This is a genomic window from Pantoea rodasii (assembly GCF_002095465.1).
In the GTDB taxonomy this organism is placed as follows: domain Bacteria; phylum Pseudomonadota; class Gammaproteobacteria; order Enterobacterales; family Enterobacteriaceae; genus Pantoea; species Pantoea rodasii.
The window spans coordinates 130,326-155,513 of record NZ_MLFP01000004.1 but is presented as its reverse complement, the minus strand read 5'-3'; the positions used below and the strand labels follow the sequence as shown (position 1 = coordinate 155,513).

At 55.5% G+C, this 25,188-nt stretch carries 19 protein-coding genes and 2 pseudogenes; 8 read left to right on the top strand and 13 right to left on the bottom strand.

Features of this window, described 5'->3' with window-relative positions; translation table 11 throughout:
• Window positions 1–63: 63 nt before the first annotated feature.
• Both HA45_RS07170 and HA45_RS07165 read right to left on the bottom strand, forming a co-directional pair.
• Window positions 64–954, bottom strand: coding sequence for a LysR family transcriptional regulator (locus HA45_RS07170; protein WP_100704337.1), 891 nt, complete (start codon window positions 952–954; stop codon window positions 64–66).
• A gap of 180 nt (window positions 955–1,134) precedes the next feature.
• Window positions 1,135–1,503, bottom strand: coding sequence for a helix-turn-helix domain-containing protein (locus HA45_RS07165; protein WP_034826803.1), 369 nt, complete (start codon window positions 1,501–1,503; stop codon window positions 1,135–1,137).
• 165 nt (window positions 1,504–1,668) lie between these two features.
• Between HA45_RS07165 and HA45_RS07160 the strand changes: the two genes are divergently transcribed.
• The 3 genes and pseudogenes from HA45_RS07160 (at window position 1,669) to HA45_RS07150 (ending at window position 5,074) form a co-directional block, all read left to right on the top strand.
• Entirely contained in the window at window positions 1,669–2,328 is a 660-nt protein-coding gene (locus HA45_RS07160; protein WP_100704336.1) for a response regulator, read from the top strand.
• Window positions 2,325–3,682: pseudogene (locus tag HA45_RS07155) on the top strand (sensor histidine kinase). The gene HA45_RS07160 and the pseudogene HA45_RS07155 overlap by 4 nt, the downstream one beginning before the upstream one ends.
• A gap of 525 nt (window positions 3,683–4,207) precedes the next feature.
• Window positions 4,208–5,074 (top strand): nucleoside-specific channel-forming protein Tsx, encoded by an 867-nt coding sequence (locus HA45_RS07150; RefSeq protein ID WP_100704334.1) that lies wholly within the window; start codon window positions 4,208–4,210, stop codon window positions 5,072–5,074.
• A 103-nt stretch (window positions 5,075–5,177) separates the two neighbouring features.
• On the opposite strand, the gene yjdN is transcribed toward HA45_RS07150, so the two are convergent.
• Together yjdN and HA45_RS07140 are read right to left on the bottom strand one after the other, a co-directional pair.
• Window positions 5,178–5,609, bottom strand: coding sequence for a VOC family metalloprotein YjdN (gene yjdN / locus HA45_RS07145; protein ID WP_100704333.1), 432 nt, complete (start codon window positions 5,607–5,609; stop codon window positions 5,178–5,180).
• A 108-nt stretch (window positions 5,610–5,717) separates the two neighbouring features.
• Window positions 5,718–6,620, bottom strand: a complete 903-nt coding sequence (locus HA45_RS07140) for a LysR family transcriptional regulator (RefSeq protein WP_038643576.1) — start codon at window positions 6,618–6,620, stop codon at window positions 5,718–5,720.
• Window positions 6,621–6,734: 114 nt separating this feature from the next.
• Between HA45_RS07140 and HA45_RS07135 the strand changes: the two genes are divergently transcribed.
• The 4 genes from HA45_RS07135 (at window position 6,735) to HA45_RS07120 (ending at window position 12,893) form a co-directional block, all read left to right on the top strand.
• The gene (locus tag HA45_RS07135; protein ID WP_100704332.1) at window positions 6,735–8,048 is read left to right on the top strand and encodes a M20 family metallo-hydrolase; all 1,314 of its coding nucleotides are present in this window, start codon (window positions 6,735–6,737) and stop codon (window positions 8,046–8,048) included.
• On the top strand, window positions 8,045–9,484 hold the full coding sequence (locus HA45_RS07130; RefSeq protein WP_100704331.1) for a M20 family metallopeptidase: 1,440 nt from the start codon (window positions 8,045–8,047) through the stop codon (window positions 9,482–9,484). Before HA45_RS07135 ends, HA45_RS07130 begins: the two co-directional genes overlap by 4 nt.
• 289 nt (window positions 9,485–9,773) lie before the next feature.
• Entirely contained in the window at window positions 9,774–11,294 is a 1,521-nt protein-coding gene (gene abgT / locus HA45_RS07125) for a p-aminobenzoyl-glutamate transporter (protein ID WP_100704330.1), read from the top strand.
• A 189-nt stretch (window positions 11,295–11,483) separates the two neighbouring features.
• The gene (locus HA45_RS07120) at window positions 11,484–12,893 is read left to right on the top strand and encodes an MFS transporter (protein ID WP_100704329.1); all 1,410 of its coding nucleotides are present in this window, start codon (window positions 11,484–11,486) and stop codon (window positions 12,891–12,893) included.
• 37 nt (window positions 12,894–12,930) lie between these two features.
• Here HA45_RS07120 and HA45_RS07115 read toward each other — a convergent pair whose 3' ends face one another.
• The 5 genes from HA45_RS07115 to HA45_RS07095 form a co-directional block, all read right to left on the bottom strand.
• A complete protein-coding gene (locus tag HA45_RS07115) occupies window positions 12,931–13,416 on the bottom strand; it encodes a PIN domain-containing protein (protein ID WP_100704328.1) in 486 nt (161 codons plus the stop codon).
• Window positions 13,397–14,464 carry an XRE family transcriptional regulator gene (locus tag HA45_RS07110; protein ID WP_100704327.1) on the bottom strand — a complete coding sequence of 356 codons (1,068 nt, stop codon included), beginning with the start codon at window positions 14,462–14,464 and terminating at the stop codon, window positions 13,397–13,399. Before HA45_RS07110 ends, HA45_RS07115 begins: the two co-directional genes overlap by 20 nt.
• 335 nt (window positions 14,465–14,799) lie before the next feature.
• Entirely contained in the window at window positions 14,800–16,119 is a 1,320-nt protein-coding gene (locus tag HA45_RS07105) for a c-type cytochrome (protein ID WP_100704326.1), read from the bottom strand.
• Between the two features lie 11 nt (window positions 16,120–16,130).
• Window positions 16,131–17,915: a GMC family oxidoreductase gene (locus tag HA45_RS07100; protein ID WP_100704325.1), complete on the bottom strand. Its 1,785-nt coding sequence runs from the start codon at window positions 17,913–17,915 to the stop codon at window positions 16,131–16,133.
• Window positions 17,916–17,917: 2 nt separating this feature from the next.
• Complete coding sequence (locus HA45_RS07095) at window positions 17,918–18,652, bottom strand: gluconate 2-dehydrogenase subunit 3 family protein (RefSeq protein ID WP_100704324.1); 735 nt, start codon at window positions 18,650–18,652, stop codon at window positions 17,918–17,920.
• Between the two features lie 295 nt (window positions 18,653–18,947).
• Here HA45_RS07095 and sbmA point away from each other — a divergent pair, with 295 nt between their 5' ends.
• Window positions 18,948–20,183: a peptide antibiotic transporter SbmA gene (gene sbmA / locus HA45_RS07090; RefSeq protein ID WP_100704323.1), complete on the top strand. Its 1,236-nt coding sequence runs from the start codon at window positions 18,948–18,950 to the stop codon at window positions 20,181–20,183.
• Window positions 20,184–20,286: 103 nt separating this feature from the next.
• Here the strand turns inward: sbmA and HA45_RS07085 are convergent, their stop codons facing one another.
• From HA45_RS07085 to HA45_RS07065, 4 genes and pseudogenes are all read right to left on the bottom strand, one after another.
• Entirely contained in the window at window positions 20,287–21,927 is a 1,641-nt protein-coding gene (locus HA45_RS07085) for a dihydroxyacetone kinase subunit DhaK (RefSeq protein ID WP_100704322.1), read from the bottom strand.
• A 122-nt stretch (window positions 21,928–22,049) separates the two neighbouring features.
• Window positions 22,050–23,099, bottom strand: a complete 1,050-nt coding sequence (gene yncE / locus HA45_RS07080) for a 7-bladed beta-propeller protein YncE (protein WP_100704321.1) — start codon at window positions 23,097–23,099, stop codon at window positions 22,050–22,052.
• Window positions 23,100–23,314: 215 nt separating this feature from the next.
• Window positions 23,315–23,524: a YdgH/BhsA/McbA family protein gene (locus HA45_RS07075; RefSeq protein WP_097118972.1), complete on the bottom strand. Its 210-nt coding sequence runs from the start codon at window positions 23,522–23,524 to the stop codon at window positions 23,315–23,317.
• Between the two features lie 525 nt (window positions 23,525–24,049).
• Window positions 24,050–25,164, bottom strand: a pseudogene (locus HA45_RS07065) (MFS transporter).
• Window positions 25,165–25,188 lie beyond the last annotated feature (24 nt).

The window sequence follows — 25,188 nt, the reverse complement described above, 5'->3', positions numbered from 1 at the left end:
GCAGAAAACAGGGTAAGAAGGATATTTGCCAGCCAGCGCCGTATTGTTGCCAGTAAACAACAATCAGTTGCCGCTGAGCGCCGTGATCAATGCATCACACAGTAACGTCACGGGTGATGAAGGTTGCGGTTGTTCCTTGAGAAGCAGATAGCTGTGCAGGCGGTCCATCTGCCATTCCGCAAGCACCTGCTGGATCTCGCCGCGTCCCAGCGCCTCTTGCGTCATATAGGCTGGGAGATAAGCGATGCCGGTGCCCGCCAGAGCTGCATTCAGCAGCGCCATGCTGTTGTTGGCGCGAAAACGGCTGTGCACGTCCAGCGCCAGCCGCTGTTTGTCGCGCCGAAACGGCAGTGCCGCGGTGTGCGCAGGCCCGTGGAACAGCAATAAATCATGCCGCGTCAGGCGTTCAGGATGGTCAATAGTGGGATGCGATGCCAGATAATCAGGCGTGGCGTATAAGCCCCATTCAATGGTGCTCAGCTCACGGTAATTGGCCACTTCCGGCGGCCGCGCACGGATGACTATCGCCACGTCTGCGCTGGGTTGTGGATCGTCACTGGTGGTCAATTCGAGATCGACGTTGATATGAATATGACGGCGGATAAAGTCATTCAGAGTGGGAACAACGCACTGGCAGCCATAGGTAATCGGTGCCTGCAAGCGCACGTTGCCTGCAGGCAGTTGATGAACCTGCTGCACAAAAGCGTCAGCCCGGTGCATCTCTTCCAGCATCCGCGTACAGAATGGATAGTACGCCTGACCCAGCTCGGTTAACGCCACTTTGCGCGTGGTGCGCTGCAACAACTTGATGCCAAGCCGCACTTCCAGCCGGGCAATTTCACGGCTGACATGCGATTTGGAAACACCAAGGGTTCGCGCGGCTTCGCTGAAGCTTTGTCGTTCAACCACACGCGCAAACAGCATCATGGCGGTGAGATTATCGCTGTTGTCCATGTTCTCTGGCGGGATAAAGAAGTGAGAACAGCAGCTTAAAAGTAAAAGCAGCAATAAGCACCGAATTTAATCAGCGCACATTGCGGAGCGGCGTAATTTATCGCGCAATCCCTTCGCGATTCACTGCGCAATAAATTGCGCCGCTACGTCTCCTGCACGGATCACTCTCAGCGTCATCGATCAACTGGCCACCGCCAGCGGGAACAGCAAACGCTCTTGCTCAACGCGGCGTTGACGACGCAGTTGACCCGGCGTGACGCTAAAATAGTTTTTGAAGGTGCGGGTATACGCCTGTTGGGTATCAAAGCCGTAGCTCATTGCCACCTGCAAAATCGCCTCATCGCTGTTGATCAGCGTGAGCGCGGACTCGGTCAATCGACGCTGGCGAATATACTCTGCCAGAGAAAAGCCGGTGTGCTGACGGAACAGACGTTGCAGATGCCAGCGGGAGTATCCCGAACGGCGAGCTACTTCATCCAGATGCAAATCGTGACCTAAGTTGTCTTCAATCCAGTCCAGCAAACTACGGATAAACTCGCGCTGATTCATGGGAACCTCCTGCTTCGACAATATGTCCAGTGCCGTCACTGTAGCGCGTTAAATTTATCCCTTAATTAGCAGAAAATTAGCGCAGAATTAGCAAGAGGGAAAACGGGTGTAATTCTAGGCTAATTATCTGACGCTACACTGCGTTCAGTTACGTTGGAGGACACTATGCGTGTGCTGCTGGTAGAAGATGATGAAATGATTGGCGCCAACTTGCAGCAGGCGTTGGAAGCGGCAGGCTGGTCAGTGGACTGGGTGCGCGATGGCGTGTATGCCTCGAATGCCTGGGCCGATGGTGGCTACACTTGTGTCCTGCTCGATCTGGGTTTACCGCGTGAAGACGGCATTCATGTCCTGAAGCGAGCGCGCACACGCGGCGATATGACGCCGGTGCTGGTGCTCACCGCACGTGATACGGTGCAACAGCGCATTCAGGGCCTCGACAGCGGTGCCGATGACTATTTGCTTAAACCCTTTGATTTACAAGAGGTACTGGCGCGGATGCGTGCAATCACCCGACGTCGTCATGGAGCGGCGGATTCCCTGTTAGGCAGTGGCGATGTGCAGCTGGATATGATGACGCGTGAAGTGCTGTATAAAGGCCAACGTGAACAGCTGACCGCACGCGAATATGCCCTGCTCTACGCTCTGCTGGAGCGGCCGGGCGCCATTCTGTCGCGCGAACAATTAGAAAATCGCATCTACGGCTGGGGTGAGGAAGTCACCAGTAACGCCGTTGATGTGCTGATCCACGGTATGCGCCGCAAGCTCGGTAACGAAGCGATTCGCAACGTGCGCGGCCTGGGGTGGCGAGTACCGGCAATATGAAACCTTTCACCTTTATGCGCTCCCTGCGTAACAAACTGCTCGCCACGCTGGTGATCCTTCACCTGGCGATGATTGGCGGCGTCACCTGGTATTTTTATCACTGCTACGGCGACATGATGGGCACCATGAAGGACGATCAGCTCGCGAAGATCGCCGATGCGTGGTCCTCCAGCCAGCGCATGCCCGCGCTGATGCCGATGGTGATGCAGCAAGAGAAATTGAAAAGTACTTACATCGTGCAGCTGTGGGACACCAATAATCAGCTACGTGCCAGCTCATGGCCGGCGCTGCGTGCCCCGCTACAGGCGAAAAAGGCTGGTCCGATTTAAAAGTCGGCGACTGTGGCGATGACTGTGACTGGCGCGTGTATACCCGTCCCGGCGAACTGGGCAGTGAAATCGGCAATATACAGGTGCTGCACAACATCGGCTATATGAAGAGTCTGATGGTGAAACGGGTGTTGTCCGCCATTATTCCGCTGATGCTGATGATGCCGCTGTCACTGCTGGTGATCTGGTTGGTGGTACGTGCCATTACGCGGGATTTACGTGTCGCTTCGCGGCAAATCGCCGCACAAGAGACCATGCACCCGCACGCGGTTTCGCCAAATGGCCTGCCGGATGAAGTACTGCCACTGGTCGATGCGTATAACTCGCTGCTGGATAAGCTGCGTGCCGCCTGGTCGTCGCAACGCCAGTTCCTCGAAGACGCGGCGCATGAGCTACGCACGCCGGTGACCGCCGTGACTTTACAGCTGGAGAACCTGCGCCAGCATATCCAGCCAGGCGAAGCCAGTCGCCAGTTTGATCAGTTAGAAGCGGGCGTCACCCGGACCCGCCACCTGGTCACTCAGTTGCTGAACATTTCACGCCAGGAAGATCAGTCGGTGGTGGCTACCGTTGAAACCATCGAACTCGACGACGTGCTGAAAGAGAGCATTGAGCAGTTGATGGTGGTCGCAGACAAACGCGGCATTGATATTGGCTTTAACGGCACGGCTCACTACCGTCTGCATGCCAGTCGATCCGATTTACGCAGCCTGTTCGATAACCTGATCGGCAACGCCATGTTACACACTCCGGAAGGCAGCCTGGTGGATGTGTTACTGCACCGTGTGGGTAATCGCACCGTGGTGGATATCGTCGATAACGGGCCGGGCATGCCAGAATCCTTTATCGAACGCGCCTTTGATCGCTTTACCCGCTCGCCGGATGTACAGGCGCAAGGCAGCGGTTTGGGCCTGTCGATTGTGCGCAGCGTGGCGCAGAAGCATCAAATGCAGGTCGCGCTGTCGAACTGTCATAACCTGCAGGGCGAGATCTCTGGCCTGCAGGTGCGCGTCACCCTGCCATAATCACTGTGTCGCTACCGTGTTGAATAGCACGCGCGGTAGCGGCGCAACGTAATGAGTCTTTGCTCTTCAAACTCGCACTACCCGATATACTACATATTTTTCCGCTACAAATTCCTAAGGCGAGATGCACCGAGCACATCTCCGCCATCAAATGCCAAAGGCGCGCTGAACCCCGCATTTTCCGCCATCAAATTCTAAAGGCGCACGATGAATCGTGCCGCTACGTTCTTTTTCTTCATCTGAGATCTTTGCGGTTGTACGCGACAACGTAAACGGTTGCGGGGTTCCGTTCGCTACACGGCAATTATGTGATCGTAGTCACATATTTAGTGAATCAAAATGCAACACTTTTTGACAAACGTGATCAAAATCTATTTCCTATCGCTGTGTTACAGGCACATTACGCACACTTGAAAATTCGGCGATTTAGACCGGTTAAAAACAACTCACGGCCCATCCCCTGGGATCGCTTTCACTCGATCGCGACGCATCTGCGGCGATCACTAGCATGTGGTTAATAAAATAATGAAATTCAAAGCATTGATAGCAGGGGCCTTACTGGCCAGCAGCTGGACCGGCGCGGCACAAGCGGCAGACAGCGATCCGCAGTATCTTTCAGATTGGTGGCACCAGAGCGTTAACGTGGTTGGCAGCACCCACACGCGCTTCGGACCGCAGTTCAACAATGACGTGTATCTCGAATACGAAGCCTTTGCCAAAAAAGACTGGTTCGATTTCTACGGCTATGCGGATTTGACCAACTTCTTTGGTGCAGGTAACAGCAACGCCAACGGCATTTTCGACCACGGTTCGCCGCTGTTCATGGAAATTGAGCCGCGCTTCTCTATCGATAAACTGACGGGCACCAGCCTGGCATTCGGTCCGTTTAAAGAGTGGTACTTCGCCAACAACTATATCTATGACATGGGTCGTAACGCTTCACAGCGTCAGAACACCTGGTACATGGGTCTGGGTACCGACATCGATACGCACAGCGATATCGGCTTGTCACTGAACGTGTATGCCAAATATCAGTGGCAGAACTACGGTGCAGCGAACGAAAACAGCTGGGATGGTTATCGCTTCAAAGTGAAATACTTTGTGCCGATTACCGATCTGTGGGGTGGCAAGCTGAGCTATATCGGCTTCACCAACTTCGATTGGGGTTCAGACCTGCGCGATGAGACCGGCCCTTCACGCACCAGCAACTCGATCGCGTCCAGCCACATTCTGTCGCTGAACTACGATCACTGGCACGTTTCTACCGTGGCACGTTATTTCCATAACGGCGGGCAGTGGGCGGATGGGCAGGAGCTGAACTTCGGCAACGGTCCGTTTGAAGTGAAATCAACCGGTTGGGGTTACTACCTGGTCGTGGGTTACAACTTCTGATTTGCTGACACTATAGCGGCGCAATTTTTCGTGCGTTTCTGAAGCTTTAATATCGTTTCAGAAATGCATTAAATTGCGCCGCTACGCATTTTGACCCTGTATATTAACTCTGCGGCATGTCCGCACTCACCATCCAGGGCACGCCAAACTTATCGGTGAACATGCCGAAACCGTGCGCCCAGAATGTCGGCTCCCACGCTTTCGTCACCTCTCCGCCTGCGGATAAAGCATCAAACCAACGTTTTCCTTGCGCTTCATCGAGTGTCGATAAACTCACGGAAAAGCCGGCGTAGTTTGCCTGCTGTGCGCCATCGCTCATCATCAATTCACCCTGACCGATGCGCAGCTGGGCATGCATGATTTGTTCTGGCGAGAAGGTCACGCCAGAGGGGCAGCCCTCATCCTCAACAGGGGTTTCATCCGGCATGTCACCGAAGGTCATTTTAAACAGTAGTTCGCCGTCAGTGGCCGCAAGATAAAAGGCGATCGCCTCTTCACAGCGGCCGTTGTAAAACAAATAAGGGGTAATTTGCATGGTCGGTTCTCCTTAACGTAAACGTACGGAGCAAGTGTAATGCGCAATTTTTAAAAAGCTGCGAGCCAAACCGCACTCTTAACTTTGCTGACAATCCAGGACACACTCTTACCTTTGTTGACAATAGCGGCGGAACAGCTGGGCCATGTAAGCGCTCATTGGGGTCAGCGCGGTGTCTTTTCGCTGGATCAAATAGAAGGTGGCTTTCGGCAACGGATCGTCAAGATCAAGGGCAATGAGTTGCCCTCCGTGCGTCGGATCCTCAATGACATCGCGCGAGATGATGCTGACAAAATCACTCTTTGCCACCAGGCTGGTGCAGGCCATAAAAGTCTCGCAGGTCACTACGATCTTCGGCGCCATACCGCGCTCGCCAAACAGATCGTGCAGCAGGCGATAATAGCTGCCCTGCGGCGTGGGCATGGTCCAGTCACAGTGCTGCAATTCGGCTAACGAACGCGCATGCGCCATCGGGTGCCCTTTACGCATTACCACCTGATAATCACGCTGCATCAGCCGCTCAAAAATCAGCTCCTGATCCAAATGATGCTGATCGTAAGTATTGATGGTGAAATCCAGCGCGCCCTGACGCAGCTCATGCACCATCGACACCAGTTGCCCCTCAACAATACGCACCTTCACCAACGGGTATTCGCGATGAAATTGAGTGATGACCTGCGGCATGATAGTGCGCGCAATACTGCCGCCCACGCCGATATTCACCCGCCCTCCTGCCAATCCCAATCTCTGCTGAATATCTTCCTGCGCCACGCGTAACTCTTCCAGCACCAGACTGGCATGCCGGAAAAAGTTATCACCGATATCCGTTAGCGTGACGCCTTGCTGACGCCGTTCAAACAAGCGTGCGCCAAGCGCCAGCTCCAGTTCCTGTATCGCTTTAGTCAGCGCAGGTTGTGATAGCCCCGATAAGCGGCTGGCAGCACGGATACTGCCCTGACGAGCGACATCGACAAAGGCGCGCAGCTGATGAAGTTTGAGGTTGGCAGGCATGATTTTTGTGATAACCGTTGTTTATCAGTGACAAGATATTCGCATCTTATGCGCACCAATACCATTGTGTAGATTCGGGTGAATGCATAAAAAACCAACACAAAGGACATGCCGATGAAAACCCTCTCTGACCTCGTCAACACGCGGATACCGCAGATGCAAAAGTGGCGGCGCGACCTGCATCATTTTGCCGAATCTGGCTGGCTGGAGTTCCGTACTGCCACTTTAGTGGCAGAAGAACTGCATCGTCTGGGTTATCAACTCAAGCTGGGCCGTGAAGTGATCGATGCCGATGCGCGCATGGGTTTGCCTTCTGATGAAGTGCTGGCACAGCAGGAAGCCCGCGCACTGGAACAAGGCGCATTGCCACAGTGGATCTCGCATTTTTCCGGCGGCTTCTGCGGCGTGGTCGCCACACTGGAGACCGGTCGTCCTGGCCCGGTGATGGGCTTCCGTGTCGATATGGATGCGCTGGACCAGAACGAAAGCCGCGATGCCGACCACATCCCTACTCGCGAAGGTTTCGCCTCCTGCAACCCCGGCATGATGCACGCCTGTGGTCACGACGGCCACACCACCATTGGTCTGGCGCTGGCGGGCGTGTTGATGGAGATGAAAGATCAGCTCAGCGGCACAATTAAAATCATCTTCCAGCCCGCCGAAGAGGGCGTGCGCGGCGCGAAAGCCATGGTGGCGGCAGGCGTGGTGGATGATGTGGATCTGTTTACCGCCATCCATCTCGGCACCGGCGTGCCTGTTGGCGAAATCGTTTGCGGCAGCGACAGCTTCCTTGCCACCACCAAGCTGGATGTCAATTTCACCGGCGTGGGTGCGCATGCAGGTGGCAAACCCGAAGAGGGTCGTAATGCACTGCTGGCGGCGGCGCAGGCCACACTGGCGCTGCACAATCTGCCGCAACACAGCGGCGGCGTGGCGCGCGTCAACGTCGGCGTGTTGCAGGCCGGTTCGGGACGCAATGTGGTGCCGGATTATGCCCTGATGAAAGTGGAAACCCGGGGTGCCAGCAACGAGGTCAACGATGACATTTATCAGCAAGCCCTGCGCGTAATTGCAGGTGCCGCGTCGATGTACGGCGTGGAGTACGACATCAAGCTGATGGGCGGCGCGCGCAGCTGTACGCCAAGCCAGCCGTGGGTCGATTTTATTCATCAGCAGGCCGATGCTCTGGGGATTTTCAGCTCGGTGGTGGATACCAAAAAACAGGCGGCAGGTTCAGAGGATGCCACCTACATGCTGGAACGCGTGCAGCAGCGCGGCGGCCAGTCATCCTATGTGATCTTCGGCTGCGATTTGGCAGCAGGCCACCACAACGCGAAGTTCGACTTTGACGAAGCGATCATGGCCACCGCGGTACAAACGCTCGCGACGCTGGCGCTGAATCAGGCGCAGTTTGGAGGTCAGCGATGAGCCATCACAATTTTATCGATCGCTATATCAACGAAAACCAGCCGCGCTTCACCGCCCTTAGCGACGCCATCTGGGACGTGCCGGAAACCCGCTTTGAGGAGACACAGTCTTCCGCCATTCTGGCCGATGCGCTGGAGCAGGAAGGCTTTGCCGTTGAGCGTAGCGTCGGCAACATCGACACCGCCTTTATCGCCAGTATCGGCAGTGGAAAACCGGTGATTGCCATCCTCGGCGAGTTTGATGCGCTGGCCGGATTGAGCCAGCAGTCCGGCTGTGCCTCGCCGCAACCGCTGGTGGAAAACGGCAACGGACACGGCTGTGGCCACAATCTGCTGGGCACAGCGGGACTGGCGGCTGCCTTCGCCATCAAAGCCTGGTGGGCCGAGAACGGCCAGCGTGGCACGCTGCGTTTTTATGGCTGTCCGGGCGAAGAAGGCGGTTCCGGCAAAACCTTTATGGTGCGTGAAGGGCTGTTTGATGATGTGGATGCCGCTGTGACCTGGCATCCTGAAGGCTTCAGCGGCATGTTCAACCTCAGCACCCTCGCCAACATCCAGGCCGCGTTTCACTTCAAAGGCATTGCCGCGCACGCCGCCAACTCACCGCATCTGGGCCGCAGCGCACTGGATGCCGTGACGCTGATGAATACCGGCGCCAATTTCCTGCGCGAGCACATCGTGCAGGAAGCGCGCGTGCACTACGCCGTGACCAATAGCGGCGGCGTTTCCCCCAATGTGGTGCAAGCCGATGCCGAAGTGCTGTATCTGATCCGCGCGCCTGAACTCGATCAGGCGCAGGATATTTATCAGCGGGTGATTAACATTGCCAAAGGCGCGGCCCTGATGACCGACACCACCATGACGGTACGCTTCGATAAAGCCTGCTCCAACTATGTGCCAAATCGCGCGCTGGAAGCGGTTATGGAGCGTAACTTGCATCAGTTTGGTTTGCCTGAGTACAGCGCGGAGGAACGGCAGTTCGCCGCAGAGATTCGGGCCACGCTGACCAAAGACGATCTGCGCAATGCGCGCCTGAACGCGGCACGCACCGGCGGTGAAGAAGGCATAGCCTGGACCGAAGCGTTGGGCGACAAGATTTTGATGGATGAGGTTGCGCCCTATGCCGTGACGCGTGAGCTGTTGTATGGCTCAACCGACGTCGGCGATGTGAGTTGGGTGACGCCAACCGCGCAGTGCTTTGCGCCTTGCTTCGCCTTCGGTACGCCGTTACACACCTGGCAACTGGTGGCGCAGGGCCGCACCTCGCTGGGCCACAAAGGTATGTGCCTCGCCGCCAAAGTAATGGCCGCCACCGCGCTGACCTTGTTGCAGGATGAAGAAGCGCTGGCGCGCTGCCGCGAAGAGTTCCAGCGCGTGCGCAGCGAACAGCCTTACAGTTGCCCGATTCCGGCGGATGTGACGCCATCAAAATTATAAAAGCCGTAGCGGCATAAAAGATTTAAATCCGACGCAAACCCGGATGCAGTAACCAAAAATAAAAACTAAAGCCCCAAATAATTCGAGTCGCAGGACAAAAGCGATGACTCGCTTTTGAACAGCGCTTGCGCTGGCCCGCAGGGTGAGGCCGTAGGCCGAATCACGCGGCAAGTGCGTGCACCCCAGTCACTGACATCAGTCAGTGACTGGGGTGCACGCACGCGGCCAACGCATCTGCGGCTTGAAGTATGACGGGCGCAAATACAACAGACATGACGAGGAAATACCGATGGAAGTCACCACGGAGAACCGCAGCCCAGGGAAGCTGTTTAGCTTGATTGAGCGGGTCGGCAATAAAGTGCCCAACCCGTTCTTACTGTTTGTCTATTTGATTGTCATCCTGATGGTGGCCACCGCCATAATCAGCGGTCTCGATTTGGCGGTTAAAAACCCCACCAACGGCGAACTGGTACGGGTCAACAACCTGCTGAGCGTGGCCGGGATTCAGTGGATTCTGCCAAATATCATTAAAAACTTCAGCGGCTTTACGCCACTGGGCTCAATTCTGGCGCTGGTGATTGGTGCCGGACTGGCGGAAAAAGTCGGCCTGCTGCAATCGTTGATGGTGAAGATGGCGTCACGCGTTAGCCGGCGCTACGCCAGCTACATGGTGCTGTTTATCGCCTTCTTCAGCCATATCTCATCAGATGCTGCATTAGTCGTGATGCCGCCGCTCGGCGCACTGATCTTCCTGGCCGTGGGCCGTCATCCGGTAGCAGGATTGCTGGCCGCCATCGCAGGTGTCGCTTCCGGCTTTACCGCCAATCTGCTGATTGTCACCACCGACGTGCTGCTTTCGGGCATCAGCACTGAAGCCGCGAAAGCAGTGAGCGATACCGTGCATGTTAGCGTGATCGACAACTGGTTCTTTATGGCCAGTTCGGTGATTGTGCTGACCATCGTCGGGGCCATCCTCACCGATAAGTTCGTCGAGCCGCGTCTTCCGGTGTGGAACGGCGGCAATCACGATCGCCTGCCACCGCTGACCGCGCTGGAAAATAAGGGCTTACGTGCAGCGGGCTTCGCGGCCCTGGTGTTTATCGCGCTGATAGCATTGCTGGTGGTGCCAGAGCATGCGCCGTTGCGCGATCCCAAATCTGGCGGCATCATCCCCTCGCCGTTTATTCAGGGCATTGTGCCGATCATCATCCTGTTCTTCTTTGTGGTGGCGATTGCTTACGGCGCCGTCACCAAACAGATTCGCCGCCCGGATGACATCCCTCAACTGCTGGTCGATCCGATGAAGAGCATGGCGGGCTTTATTGTGATGGTGTTCCCGCTGTCGCAGTTTGTCGCCTTCTTTAACTGGAGCAACATGGGCAAATTCATGGCGATCGGTTTGACCGATATGCTGGAAAGTGCCGGCATCAGCGGCGCGCCTGCGTTCCTCGGTTTGATGTTCCTGTCGGCATTCTTGTGCATGTTTATTGCCAGCGGCTCGGCCATCTGGTCGATTCTGGCACCGGTGTTTGTACCAATGTTCATGCTGCTTGGCTTCCATCCGGCCTTTGCGCAGATGATTTTCCGCATCGCGGACTCAGCCGTGCTGCCACTGGCACCGATGTCGCCGTTCCTGCCGCTGTTCCTTGGATTCCTGCAGCGATACCAAAAAGATGCGCAACTTGGCACCTATTATGTGCTGATCTTCCCGTATCCGGTGGTGTTCTTTATCAGCTGGATCATCCTGCTGCTGGTGTGGTACGCCCTGGGCTTACCGATTGGTCCAGGCGTTTACCCCAGCCTGCATTAATCGCATCGCCAGGGACGGCGATCACACTTCTGTGAACTGCAACGTAGATTGCGAAAATGTCACCGTTGCCCCTCTCGGCAACCCGCGATGAATTGATTATCCTGCTATTCCTTCGCTTGCTAACGGTTAATTATTTTTAAAACCAATTACAACCGTGCGAGTTCTGCAAACACCGAGGTTTATCCAATAATGACAACAATCACTTCGACAGGGATGGCGAACGATCACATCGCAGCGGATCGCCGCACCTTAGCCGGGCGCATCGATGCACTGCCCTCTTCCGCAGGCCTGTGGCGTTTTATCACGCTGCTGGCATTGGGCGGTTTTTTTGAGCTCTATGATCTGTTTGAAACCGGTTATATCAGCTCTGGCCTGATGGCTGCCGGGGTGTTTCATACCGGCTCTGAAGGCGTGCTGGGATTTTCTGACCAGGCCGCCTTCGCCTCTGCCACCTTCCTTGGGCTGTTTTTCGGTGCCAGCCTGCTCGCACCTTACGCTGACCGCTTTGGTCGGCGTTTGACCTTTATGTGTGCGCTGATGTGGTACGGCGTGTTCTCACTGTTGATGGCCTTCCAGCAGAGTGCTGAGATGATCATCCTGTTCCGCTTCCTGGTCGGTATCGGCCTCGGTGTTGAGCTGGTGACCATTGATACTTATCTGTCCGAATGGGTGCCTGCTCATCTGCGCAGCCGCGCCTTTGCCTACTCTTTCTTTATCCAGTTCCTGTCGGTTCCGGCGGTAGCACTGATGTCATGGTGGCTGGTGCCGCAAACTATTCTTAGCCTTGAAGGCTGGCGCTGGGTTGTTATTGCCGGCGCGGTCTGTTCGCTGGTGATCTGGCTGATTCGTAAAAACCTGCCGGAATCGGCGCGCTGGCTGGCGCAGCAGGGCCGTCATCAGGAAGCACATAAGGTGCTGAGCGAGATGGAAAAACGCTGCGGGATTGCGCCGGGCGAAGACTTCTCCAACAGCGATGCTGCTGCACAGCTGCCGAAAAAAGGGCGCTTCAGCGAGATCTGGAGCCCGACTTACCGCAAGCGTACGCTGATGCTGGTAGTGATGAACTTCTTCCAGGCGATAGGTTTCTTCGGCTTCGGCAACTGGCTGCCTGCGCTGTTATCCGGCAAAGGTGCGACCGTGACGCACAGCCTGCTGTATGCGTTTTTCATCACGCTGGCCTATCCGCTGGGCTCACTGATTTGCAGCCGCTATGCCGATAAGATCGAGAACAAATGGCAGATCGTGCTCTCTTCCCTGATGACCGTGGTGTTCGGCACGCTGTTCGCGTTAGTAACCAATCCGGTGATGATGGTCATCTGTGGCTTCCTGATCACCTACAGCAACGCATGGCTGACCTTCAGTTATCACGCTTATCAGACAGAGATTTTCCCGACGCACATCCGTGCTCGCGCAGTCGGCTTCTGCTACTCCTTTAGCCGCCTGTCCACGGTGTTCAGCAGTATTCTGATCGGTATTATTTTGCAGTACGCCGGCAGCGAAGGCGTGATCGCCTTTATCGTGCTGAGCATGCTGATGGTGATGCTGTCAGTGGGGATTTACGGTCCGAAAACACGTGGGTTGGATTTGGAGAATATCTGAGTAATCGGTCGACCGTGGGCGGAAATATAGCCGCCCACTATTTCGCGAATTTGTCTAACTGCGCGAAGGCAATATCCCATGGCAAGCGCCTGCCACTGTCTCGCATTTGGCAATAAGCCCGGCGCGCGCCATCCACTGTAATGATCTGATGCTCAATCATTGCTTCCACAACCCAAAGCGTTCCACGAACATCTATACCCTCTTCTCTGGCAACTCGATTGAGCGCTCTGTCACCGGTTAATAGCGGACAGATTTCCTGTTTAGCCAGGGCTAATGCAAAACAATCATTGCGGCTGGGCCCACGCACACGCTCAATGAGTTTTATAGCGTACATCATTGTGTTTGAACTCAATTCTCCAATGACCAATCCTTTATCAAGCAAATCGGCATGGTGGGTTTCAAGCTCATCAAAATAGAGTAAATCTGGCACGGTAAATTGGTAGGGCAATTCGAAGAGCGCATCTAACAAATCGCCCTCTTCCATATCAATTAAAATGTTGGCATCACTGATGAGAATGATCATCCGACCACCCCAACTGTCGCTCGCGGTGGAAGGTGACTAACGAGATGCCCATTAGCTCAGCCGCTTTACCTTCAGTGATAATCCCTTCGCCTAACGCGCGATAAATTAACTGGGGAAAAAGCAGAGTGCTCTCACGCGTAACCTGCTCACCAGGCTCCTGTTTACGCCATTTTCGCGCAGAGAACATCATGATCAGATCTTTGCGTTTTCCCTCTGTTATCACAGCCAGATCGGCAGCGCGATACACACAGGCCATCATGCTCAACCCATAATCCATTTTCTGTAAATAGAGCTCTTGCTCCTCAATACGAGCACGGCGGTGGCCAAAATGCTGAAACACAGCATTAGCTGGGAAAAGCAAAGCCCCCGCAAAGCGATTGCACGCTTTCTCCTCATCCAGAGAAGATGCAAGACGACCATGTAAAATCAAATGGCCAAGCTCATGCGCTAAGGTAAAACGCTGGCGATCGCCCGGCCATTTTGCGGAGATAACGATGACGGGTATAGCGTCAATCATCGTCTGACAGCCATCAAACTTGTCAGAATGATCGACATCCGTGACGATCACCAGAATCCCATGGCTTTCCAGCACATCTATCAAATGCGTGATGGGTTGCTGACCGAGCCCCCACTGTAGCCGGACGTCATCCGCAATCGTTTCAAGCTGCGGATAGTTTTCAACAAGCTCAGCGGGAAGATGAGGTTGAGCAAAAGTGGCAACGGGAAAATTAGGCCACAAATTGGCAAGCTCAAGCCACCGCTCTGCCTGATCAATCACATCAGCATGGATCTGCGCCAACATTTTGGCTGATAGCGTCTGGCGTTTGCGGTATTCAATATTTTTAAGTTCTACCGTAGTAGGACGGAAAAAATATTCGTTACGCACGCCTAACGCGCGCGACATTTTCACCAGCACTGCAGACCCCGGCATACTTTCGTTATGCTCGTATTTCTTGATCATATTGGCGCTGACGCCGGCCTTTTCAGCCAGCTGCTTCATGGATAAGCCCGCAGCGGAGCGCGCGCGCAATAAACGTTCTCCAAACACACTGACCTCCGTTGGTTTATAAAATAAGTAATTTTTATAATTTCATAAACCGGAATTATGTGCGCTTAACGATGGCCTTGCAATGAGAGGGATGAAAAATGAGACAATGCTTGTAGGGATTTAATTTTGAGGAGGTGTAGAACACAATTATTGCAACGGTAAGTATGAATGCTTCATGGGGTCAGTGAGTTCGGTGAAACGATGCAGATGAATGCGCACCCTACTCATTGGAATGGGGTCCAACTTTCGGGGGTTCACTTCATAAATTGCGCCGCTACCCGATCAGTGCGATCTGTAGCGGCGCGCTTTATCGTGCTTTAAAACGCCATATTGGCTTACTGCCCTTCCAGCACCTTAATGTCCGCGCTGCCTTGCTTCGACTCGACTGCCTCGTCTTTGCGCAGCTTCGCCACATCTTTCGCCGTCACCGTCGACTTCACGCCATTACCCCAGCTGCCGCGAATGAAGTTCACCACATCCGCCACCTGGTTGTCGTTCATGCGCCAGCCGAAAGCCGGCATGGTAATCGCCGTTGGTGCGCCCTGCACGCCAGGCAAGGTGCCGCCCACCAGCACGATGTGGATCAGTGAAGTTGGGTCTTCAGCCATCACCACCGGGTTGCCACGCAGTGCCGGGTAGAAGCGCTGATAACCGCTGCCGTCGGTTTTATGACAGGCCGCACAGCTATCGACATACACCGATGCGCCTGGCTGGCTGTCATCGCCCTTCCACAACGCTTTCGCGACCGTATCGTCCTGCGTGAACACCGTCTGGCTGGCATCCTTCGCGCCCAGCGACTTCAGATATTTGGCAATCGCACTGATATCTTCGTCGTTGAGGTACTGCAGGCTGTGCTGCACCACATCGGTCATGCCACCAAATACGGCGGTGTGATCGTTGCGGCCAAAGCGCAGGAACTGCTTCAGATCGTCCTCGCTCCAGCGGCCTAAGCCATCACGGTTATCGCCACGCAGATTGCTGGCGGTCCAGCCATCAATCGGTGCGCTGCTGCCAGACAGGTAATCATTGCCTTCGCCGTTAGTGAGTGCTTTTTCCTGCATGGTGATGCTACGCGGCGTATGGCAGGCACCGCAGTGACCCAGACCTTCCACCAGATAACGACCCCGTGCTAACGCCGGATCTTCCTGCGCCGCTGGCTGGAACGCTTTCACGTCTGGCGCGAAGATGCCACGCCAGATGGAGAGCGGCCAGCGCATCGACAGCGGCCATGGAATATCGCTGTCTTTGTTGGCCTGCGCCACCGGTTGTACACCGTGCATGAAGTAGGCATATAACGCCTGCATATCGTCGTCACTGACCACCGCGTAGGACGGATAAGGCATCGCCGGATAGAGCGTCTCGCCATTTTTCGCCACGCCGTGACGCACCGCTTTCTGGAAGTCGTCGTAGCTGTAATCACCGATACCGTTCGCTTTATCTGGCGTGATATTGGTGGAGTAAATGGTGCCAATCGGCGTCGCCATCGGTAAACCACCGGCAAACGGCTGGCCGCCTGCAATGCTGTGACAGGCCACGCAGTCACCCGCGCGTGCCAGGTACTCGCCGCGCTTCACCAGTGCGTCCGAAACTGCTTCGTCCGCCACTGCGGCGAACGTCATCGTGCCCAGAAACAGGGCTAAAATGCTTTTGAGCATCGCCGTGTTCCTTATGCCTGAACCAGTGGGCCGGGGCTCTTGAGATACTGTTCACGAATGGCTTTGGCTGACCAATAGGTCAACGCCGCCACCATGCCGGTTGGGTTGTAGCCGAGGCCCTGCGGGAATGCAGAAGCGCCTGGCACAAACACATTGGACACATCCCAGCTCTGCAGATAACGGTTCACTGCACTGGTCTTCGGATCTTCACCCATGATTGCGCCGCCGCTCATGTGCGTGGTTTGATACACGGTCGTATCGAAGTGCGTACCTGCGGCTTTAGCGCCGCCGATGATCATTTTCGGGTTCATCGCTTCGGTGATTTTGCGCATCTTGCCGACCATAAACTGCGCCATCTTGATGTCGTTTTCCTGCCAGTCAAAGGTCATGCGCAGCAGCGGCTGGCCATAGACATCTTTGTAGTTCGGATCGAGATCAAGGTAGTTGGCGCGATACGACTGGTGCGCGCCGTGCGCATCCATCGAAATGTGATGGTTATAAGTATCAGCAACAGCCGCTTTCCACTGGCTGCCCCAGTTCGGCGTACCTTTTGGCGTAGGCAGACCCGAAATCGGCTTAGTACCCGCCTGGTTAACCCAGAACGGTGAACCGCCGACGAAGCCATACGGCCCATGGTCGAAGTTATCCGCGTTGAAGTCATCCACCGCTACGCCCGCACCGCCTGCTCCGATAAACGGATTGGTGGTGGTGTTCTTGTCGAACAGCGCTTTCAGCGTGGAGATGTTCTGGTAGGCAAAGTTACGGCCGACCACACCTTCATTGCTGATCGGGTTATACGGCTTGCCAATGCCTGACAGCAGCATCAGATGCACGTTGTGGAACTGGAACGCCGCGAGGATCACCAGATCCGCCGGCTGCACCACTTCGCGTCCCTGACCATCCTGATAGGTCACGCCCGTTGCGCGCTTCTTGTCATCGGTGAGATTGACGCGCAGCACGTAGGCGTTATTACGCAGTTCGAACTTCGGCTCCTGACGCAGTGCGGGCAGGATGTTCACGTTCGGCGAAGCTTTGGAGTACATGTAGCAGGCATAACCGCTGCAGTAACCGCAGAAGTTACACGGCCCCATTTGCGCACCGTAGGTGTTGGTGTACGGGCCAGAGGTATTGGCAGACGGCATATCGTACGGATGATAACCGACTGATTCAGCGGCCTGAGCGAACAACTGTGACGAATAGGTGCGCTTCTGTGCAGGCAGTGGGAAAGCGCTGGAACGATCCGGCGCGTACGGGTTACCGCCCTGCTCTTTGCCCTGCAGCTTACCTTTGATCGACCAGGCGCTGCCGGAGGTGCCAAATACTTTCTCGGCCTGATCAAAGAACGGCTCCAGCTCATCATAGCTGACGCCGAAATCCTGAATGGTCATGCCTTCCGGGATGAAGTTTTTACCGTAACGCTGCTCGTAATGGCTGCGCAGATTCAGCTCAACCGGATCGACACGGAAATGCACGCCTGACCAGTGCAGACCTGCACCGCCGGTGCCGGTGCCCGGTAAAAAGGCCGCCAGCTGACGATACGGCACGGCGGTTTGCGAAGCATCGTGACGAATGGTGACGGTGCTTTTCGACAGATCCTGGAACAGCTTTTTACGGATGTTATAGGTCAGCTCATCAATCGACTGCGGATAGGATCCATCAGGATAGGTATCACGATGTGGGCCGCGCTCCAGCGCCACCACGTTCAAACCCGCTTCGGTCAGCTCTTTCGCCATGATCGCGCCGGCCCAGCCGAAACCAACGATCACCGCGTCTACTTTTTTCAATTCATTTGCCACAGTTACGCCCTCTCCCCGCGAATATCCACTGACGGGAACGGATAACGTTCACCGCGCTCAACCCAATCCATAAAGTCGGCACGTGCGCCAGGGAAGCCAATCAGCTTCCAGCCCACCATGCCCTGATTTCCACCGTGGATCGGATCGCTGAAGTAACCCTCGCGGGTGTTCTGCAGCAGGAAGGAGAAGAAGGTTTTGCTATTGAGCTGCGGGAACATTGCCTGGCCGCTCTCGAAGGCGGTGAGCAAGGCATCCTGCTGTTCGCCTGTCAGCTCAGCGAATACTTTGCCGTGCTGCTTTTTGCTCCAGCCATCGGCATCGGCCAGGCCGAGGCGATAAATCTGCTGCGGCACCAGCGGAGACTGATAACCCAGCTCTTTAGGCAGATCGGGATTGAACGGACCTTGCATGTACCAGTTGCTGCCGGTGGCGTACGGCGTGTTCATTTGACGATCGATAAACTCCGGCACACCGGCTTCCAGTGCGCCAGGACCGCGTTCATCATTGGGGATCAGGCGTGCCACCGCGGCAGTGAGAAAAGCGAACTCTTCTGCGGTGAACCACACCGGCTGATAAGCGCGTGCCTGTTGAGGTGCGACGGGTTGCTCTGCTGCTCCTGCGGCCATCGGCACCACTAACGCGCCCATCGCCGAACCGCCAACGGCCATTGCTGGCGCCAGGGTGATGGTTCTCAGCAGAAAATCCCTGCGACTGTGACCATTTTTTTGTTCTGACATGACATTGCCTCATTACCACATGAATGCGGTATGAAAGTTAACTCGTTGCGTTGTATTGTTTTTTTAGTTGTGTCTTAAGGGATACAGCGTCACTGTTACCGGTAACAGTGCGCATAGTGTAACACTACAAACTGTATTAATTTAGTTTCTCGAAACAAATGCGCACAAAATACTTAACAACTCACGGCGTCGCTTTACATCACTGCGGCGATGCTGTCATCGTCAGATACAACCCACAACAGACAAAGCACTGTCTGACGCGGTATAAAAGAGTACACACAACAGCGGAGTGCCTATGTTTAAGTCCTATTTTCCGCGGCCAGCGCTGTTTTTCAGCTCGGCCGCGATTTGGAGTTTGATTGCGATTTTTGCCTGGTTCGGCTTTGCCAATGAACTGCCTGCACTGTGGCCTTCGCTGCATGCGGCGATGCAACAGCCGCTGCCCACCAACGCCAGCCGTTTCATCCATCCAAGCCAATTATGGTTCTATGCCTATTACTGGATCGTTGCGGCGATTTTCGCTCTTGCCTGGAAGGTGATCGATAACCATCCGTGGCAGCGCTGGTCAGTGTGGGGCGCCGCCCTGATCATCTTCGTCACCTGGTTTGGTGTGCAGGTTGGCGTGGCGGTCAACGCCTGGTATGGCCCCTTCTATGATTTGATTCAAAAGGCCTTAACCAAAGCCGGATCGGTGCAGATTGCTGAATTTTACCAGCAGGTTCTCGCCTTTTTAGGCATCGCACTGATTGCGGTGGTGATTGGCGTGATGAACTCGTTCTTCATCAGCCACTGGGTGTTCCGCTGGCGTACCGCGATGAACAACTACTACATGCATAACTGGCAGCGCCTGCGCCATGTGGAAGGTGCCGCGCAGCGTGTGCAGGAAGACACCATGCGTTTTGCCAGCACGCTGGAAGATTGGGGCGTGAGCTTTATTCAGGCAATTATGACGCTGGTAGCGTTCCTGCCGGTGCTGATCACGCTGTCACATCACGTGAAAGACATCCCGCTGCTGGGTAATATTCCGTATGCGTTGGTGATTGCGGCAGTGCTGTGGTCGGTGTTTGGTACCGGGCTGCTGGCGATTGTCGGGATTAAATTACCGGGGCTGGAGTTCCGCAATCAGCGTGTTGAAGCGGCCTATCGTAAAGAGCTGGTGTATGGCGAAGACAATGCCGATCGTGCGTCACCGCCGACGGTCAATGAGCTGTTCAGCCGCGTGCGCTTTAACTATTTCCGTCTCTATTTCCACTATCTCTATTTCAACATCACCCGCATTCTCTATCTGCAGGTCGATAACGTATTCGGGCTGTTCCTGCTGTTCCCGTCGATTGTCGCCGGGACCATCACGCTCGGTTTGCTCAACCAGATTACCAACGTGTTTGATCAGGTGCGATCGTCGTTCCAGTATCTGATCTCGTCGTGGTCAACGCTGGTCGAGCTGATGTCGATCTACAAACGTCTGCGCAGTTTCGAGCAGATTCTGTCGGATATCCCGCATCAAGAGATGATGCGCGAGTCGGCGGACTAAGGTTGTTGTAGCGGCGTAATGTATGACGCACCTGTCAGCGGTGATATCGCTTCAGGTGCGCACGATAAATCGCGCCGCGACCCTTCTCATCAATCAGTTGCCATCAACCGGCTAACACCGCAAACACCTTCTCAACCGCATACGCACCCGGATCTTTCACCCCATCCAGACTTTTTTGGTTCAGATAAGCCGAACGGCCCGCTTTGGCACTCTGCATTTGTGCCGTGGCATCCGCACCTTGCTGAGCAGCTTTCGCGGCAGAAGCCAGCGACTCACCGGCTACTAACACTTCCAGCGCCGGTTGCAGCGCATCCACTAACGTACGATGTCCCGGCTGTGCGCCACCGTAATGTTTCATCCGTTCCAGACCGTGCATTAAGGCCTGCGGCAATGCGCTACCCTCTTCCAGTTTTTGCCCGGCGCTGGTGAACAGAATCGACATCAACACACCGCTTGAGCCGCCCATCACCGTCGCCAGTTGCTCACCGATCAGCGCCATCAGAGTTGGTAGCTCATCCAGCGGCAGTTGCTTGTCGCGCAGGCCGCGCTGAATCTTCTTCGCACCTGCCGCAAAGGTTGAGCCGGTATCGCCGTCGCCGACTTTGGCATCCAGCGCGTTAAGTTCGCTTTCCAGATCGATTAAGGTTTGCGTCACGCGCTCAACATGTTTTGCCACTTCAGCGTTGTCGGACGGGTCGAAATCCAGCACGCTGCCGACTTTTTCCGCGCTCTGCAAACTGATCGGGGCGAAATCATAGACCGGCACCCAGCCCAGCACCTGCACTGGCGCATTCAGTGCCTCAAGGAACGGTTCCTCCAGCGCCAGCAACGACAGCGAGAAGCCCTTCATATCCAGGGCGCTGACCAGGGTTGCCGGGCCAATAAGATGAGTGACTCGCGCGGCAAGTGGTGATTGCAACACTTCACGCGTCAACACCGCCAGCTCCAGCTGGGAAAAGCCACCGAGGTTATTGATCAGCAATAGCGCCTGTTTGCCGTCTGGCAGCGCCTGCGCCAGCTTATCGGTCATGATGCTGCTGATTTTTCGACTGTTCTGGGTATCCAGTGTCACCACGCCCGGCTCGCCGTGAATGCCCATACCCAGCTCGCTATGGCCCGCTTCAACGCGTTCATCGCGCTTTTCGCCAGGAATATGGCAGGTGGCAAACGCCAGCCCAATCGATGAGGTGGCATCAATGGCGCGTTGCGCAAGCGCTTTGACTTCATCCAGCGACTGCCCCTGCTCGGCGGCAAAACCGGCGATCTTATGCACCAGCACGGTTCCCGCGATGCCGCGTGGCTGAGGATTTTCGGGCAGCGCAATATCGTCCTGCACCATCACCAACTCGACGTTGTAGCCGAGATTTTTCGCTTTCTCTGCCGCCAGTCCGAAGTTCAACCGGTCGCCGGTGTAGTTCTTCACAATCAGCAGGCAACCTGCATCGCCCGTGACATTGATGATGGCGTTCAGCACCGCGTCCACGCTCGGGGAAGCAAAGATATCGCCGCACACCGCCGCCGTGAGCATGCCTTTGCCGACAAAACCGGCATGTGCCGGTTCATGGCCCGATCCGCCGCCGGAGATCAGCGCCACTTTGCTCTTATCCCAATCTGTGCGCACCACCACGCGGATCTCATCACCGAGATCTAGGCGGCTCAGGTTGTGCCATGGCGTGCTCAGCAAAACCCCTTCGATGGCTTCGTTCACCAGATCGTTTTTCTCATGCATAAAAAACTGGCTCATTGCTTCCTCTCCATTGGTGTTGTCGAGGTAAAGGTAGCGTATATCGCGGGGGGATCGGGGAAGGAAAGTGCGGAAATGCAAAGGGCGGCACACGCCGCCCTTGAGTTTCAGATAACTGCCGCTTACAGCGCGATGCGCAGGACGCTATCCGGATTTTTTGGTGGCTCTTTACGGCTGCCCGGCTGCTTAATGCTGACAAACAGCGCTTTACCGTCTGCTGACAGCGCCAGGCTGTTCGGCAGGCCCGGTGCTTTCACCGTGCGCTTCACTTTGTAAGTGCTGGCATCAATGATGCTGATCTCACCCGCTTTGCGATGGGTCACGTACAGCTCGTTGCGATCGGCATTGAACAGCACCGCCAGAGATTCTGGCACATCAATCTTGTGAATCACCTGCTGAGTGCGGGAATCCAGCACCAGCACCTGAGGCTGTTTAGAGTCGCTCAGGAAGATGCGATGTCCTTGAGTATCCAGCGCAATGTTCAGGAAGAAGTGATCTTTGTCGCCATCAATTTTCTGACGTTTTTCAATCGCGTTCAGGCGAGTATTGATGGTTACCAGTTCGCCGTCTGCGTTGGTCACGTACAGTTTCTGCGCCGCAGAATCGATCGCCAGGCCGGTGCCCATTTTACCGGTGTTTGGCACGGTGCTAACCAGCTTCAGGGTTTTGCCATCCACAACCCACACCACGCTCTGCTCACCGAGGCCGGTGACATACACGCGATCGGTTGCCGCATCCGCTGCCACTTCACGCGGCTGCAGTGGACGCACGCTTTCGCTGCGCTGACGCGCATCCAGCACCAGCGTGTTCAGCACTTTACCGCTGCTGGCATCGACCGAGGTCAGCGCCGCATCACGGGTATTGCCGAAGAACAGCGTGTTGGTTTTCTGGTTGATCGCAGCGCCAAAGGTCGGCAGATCGGTGTTGATAGTCTGCTTCACCGACAGATCCTGCGGATCGAGACGATAAACGGTGCCGCCTTTGGTGCTGGCATTTTGCGCCGTGGCGAGGAACAGCGCGTTATCGCTGTTGCTGAACGCCAGTTCGTAAGCACCTTTGGAAATCACCTGGTTCAGCGGCTGAGACTCCGCTGCCAGTACCGCAGAGGAAGATAACAGCGCCGTTGCCAGCAGCAATGGACGCAACGCCCATGTTGTTTTAATCGCTTTCATAACTTCTCCATAGCAAATCCACCGCCTCATGGCAGTGAAGTGAAAGCCCGACAATGCAACCAATTTCAGAATGACAGCCCGAGGCGAGCCGACGAAGGATGTTAGTTTTTGAGAATAGTAATCATTTAGGTAGGAAAGTAACAGAATTTTATGCAGTTACAAACGCCGCCAGGGCGCCCTAAGGCACCCTGTCAGCACAGATCGTTAACGCAGACTTATTTAGTCAACTCGGCAGTCATGTGCACGCCGTTGTTGAAGTTGGCTTCAGTCACTTTATAGGAAGCACCAGCTTTGTGCGCCTGAGCAGCGATTTGCGCTTCTGCACCATCCAGCGTTGAAGCACATGCGGTGACGCTTTGCGCAAAGCTTGCGAATGGCAGAGCAGAGAGAGCGATAACAGCAGCAAAAGTTTTGATAGATTTCATGGTCAATTCCTCAATGATTTTTTATCGGATAAGGCGTCATCGCCTTGTTGAGATAAATAATAGGCGTGAAATCGATCACAAAAAGCAGAGAGATTTGCCGTAGTTGTTCGATTAATTTGAACATAAAGAGCACATTTGGATTAACCTGTGTGCAAAGGGTTAAAAAACTGGGTTTTGATTGTGGTGCAGGATTTATGTCTGGAACATCTGCTTTTCAATCTGTCGCCGTTCATGGCTTGATCCAGGCATTTCAAACGGATTGATAACAATACGCACAAATGTTCAGGAGCGGGCTGGGGCCGCTTTGGGACGGGCAATCCGCAGCGCCGAACAGAATGAGTCTGCCAGGATAGCCCGCAGGATGCGGGCGAAAGGCGGGGCGGCACAGGGATTGTGCCATCCCCCGCCGTTCCGTCAGGCAGACGAATGACGTGAGGGCACCGCGGAGCGGCGTGAGGACGCCAGTCCCAAAGCGGCCCCAGCCGGCGTGATCACGTGTTACTTCACACCGCCGCTGCAGGTAAATTATCCGTGATGCCGAACGCGGGTGAAAATAGTAATGGCCGCCAGCAGCATCAGCACGCCGCTGGCGAGGAACACGCCGCCCGCGCCGTTGAGATCAAACATCCAGCCACCTGCCGCCGCACCCGCAGTGATCGCCAGCTGAATGGTCGCCACCAGCAAACCGCCGCCGGATTCGGCATCATCCGGTACCGCACGGGAGATCCACGTTGACCAGCCGGTCGGCATTGAGCCGAACGCCAGGCCCCACATGGCGACGCCCGCACCCACCACCCACGGCAGATTGCCAAAACTCACCAACACCACCGCCGTCACGCTCATCACCAACGCCATACCGGTCAGCGTCAGAGACACGCTGCGCGTCACCAGGAATCCTGCCAGCGAGGTACCGAAGAAGTTCGCCACGCCAAACGCCAGCAGCACCAGCGACAGCTGACTGATATTGAGCTGCGCGCTGCTTTCCAGGAACGGACGCAGATAGGTAAAGAAGGCAAAGTGTCCGGTGAACATCATGATCACCGCCAGCATGCCCCAGCGCATCAGGCCGTTACGCAGCAGATCCAACACGCCGCCGTTGCGAGCTTTATTCTCTGGCGGCATCGCAGGCAAGGTGAAGAACTGCCAGAAAAGCGCCAGCACGCCCAATACACCGGTCAGCAGGAAGATGTTACGCCAGCCAATGATGTCGCCGAGATAACTGCCCAGCGGTGCGGCAATAATGGTCGCCAGTGAAATGCCGCTGAACACAATCGACAGTGCCTTCGGCACCTGATCGCTGGGCACCAGCCGCATGGTAATCGCCGTGGAGAGCGTCCAGAATCCGCCAATCGCCATGCCAAGCAGCACGCGCGCCAGCAGGATCATCGGCAGGTTTCTGCAAACGCCACCAGCAGCGCCGAGGCAATCAGCAACAGCGTGAAGGCCAGCATCACCATGCGACGATCGAGACGACGCGTAAGGTTACCGACCACCAGACTGGTCAGCAGCGCCACCAGCGCAGTCACGGTCACCGTTTGGCCCGCTTGCCCTTCACTCACCTGCAGCGAGTCGGCAATCGGTGTCAGCAAGCTCACCGGCAGAAATTCGGCGGTAATCAGGCCGAACACGCCAAACGCCATGGCAAACACCGCGCCCCATGCGGG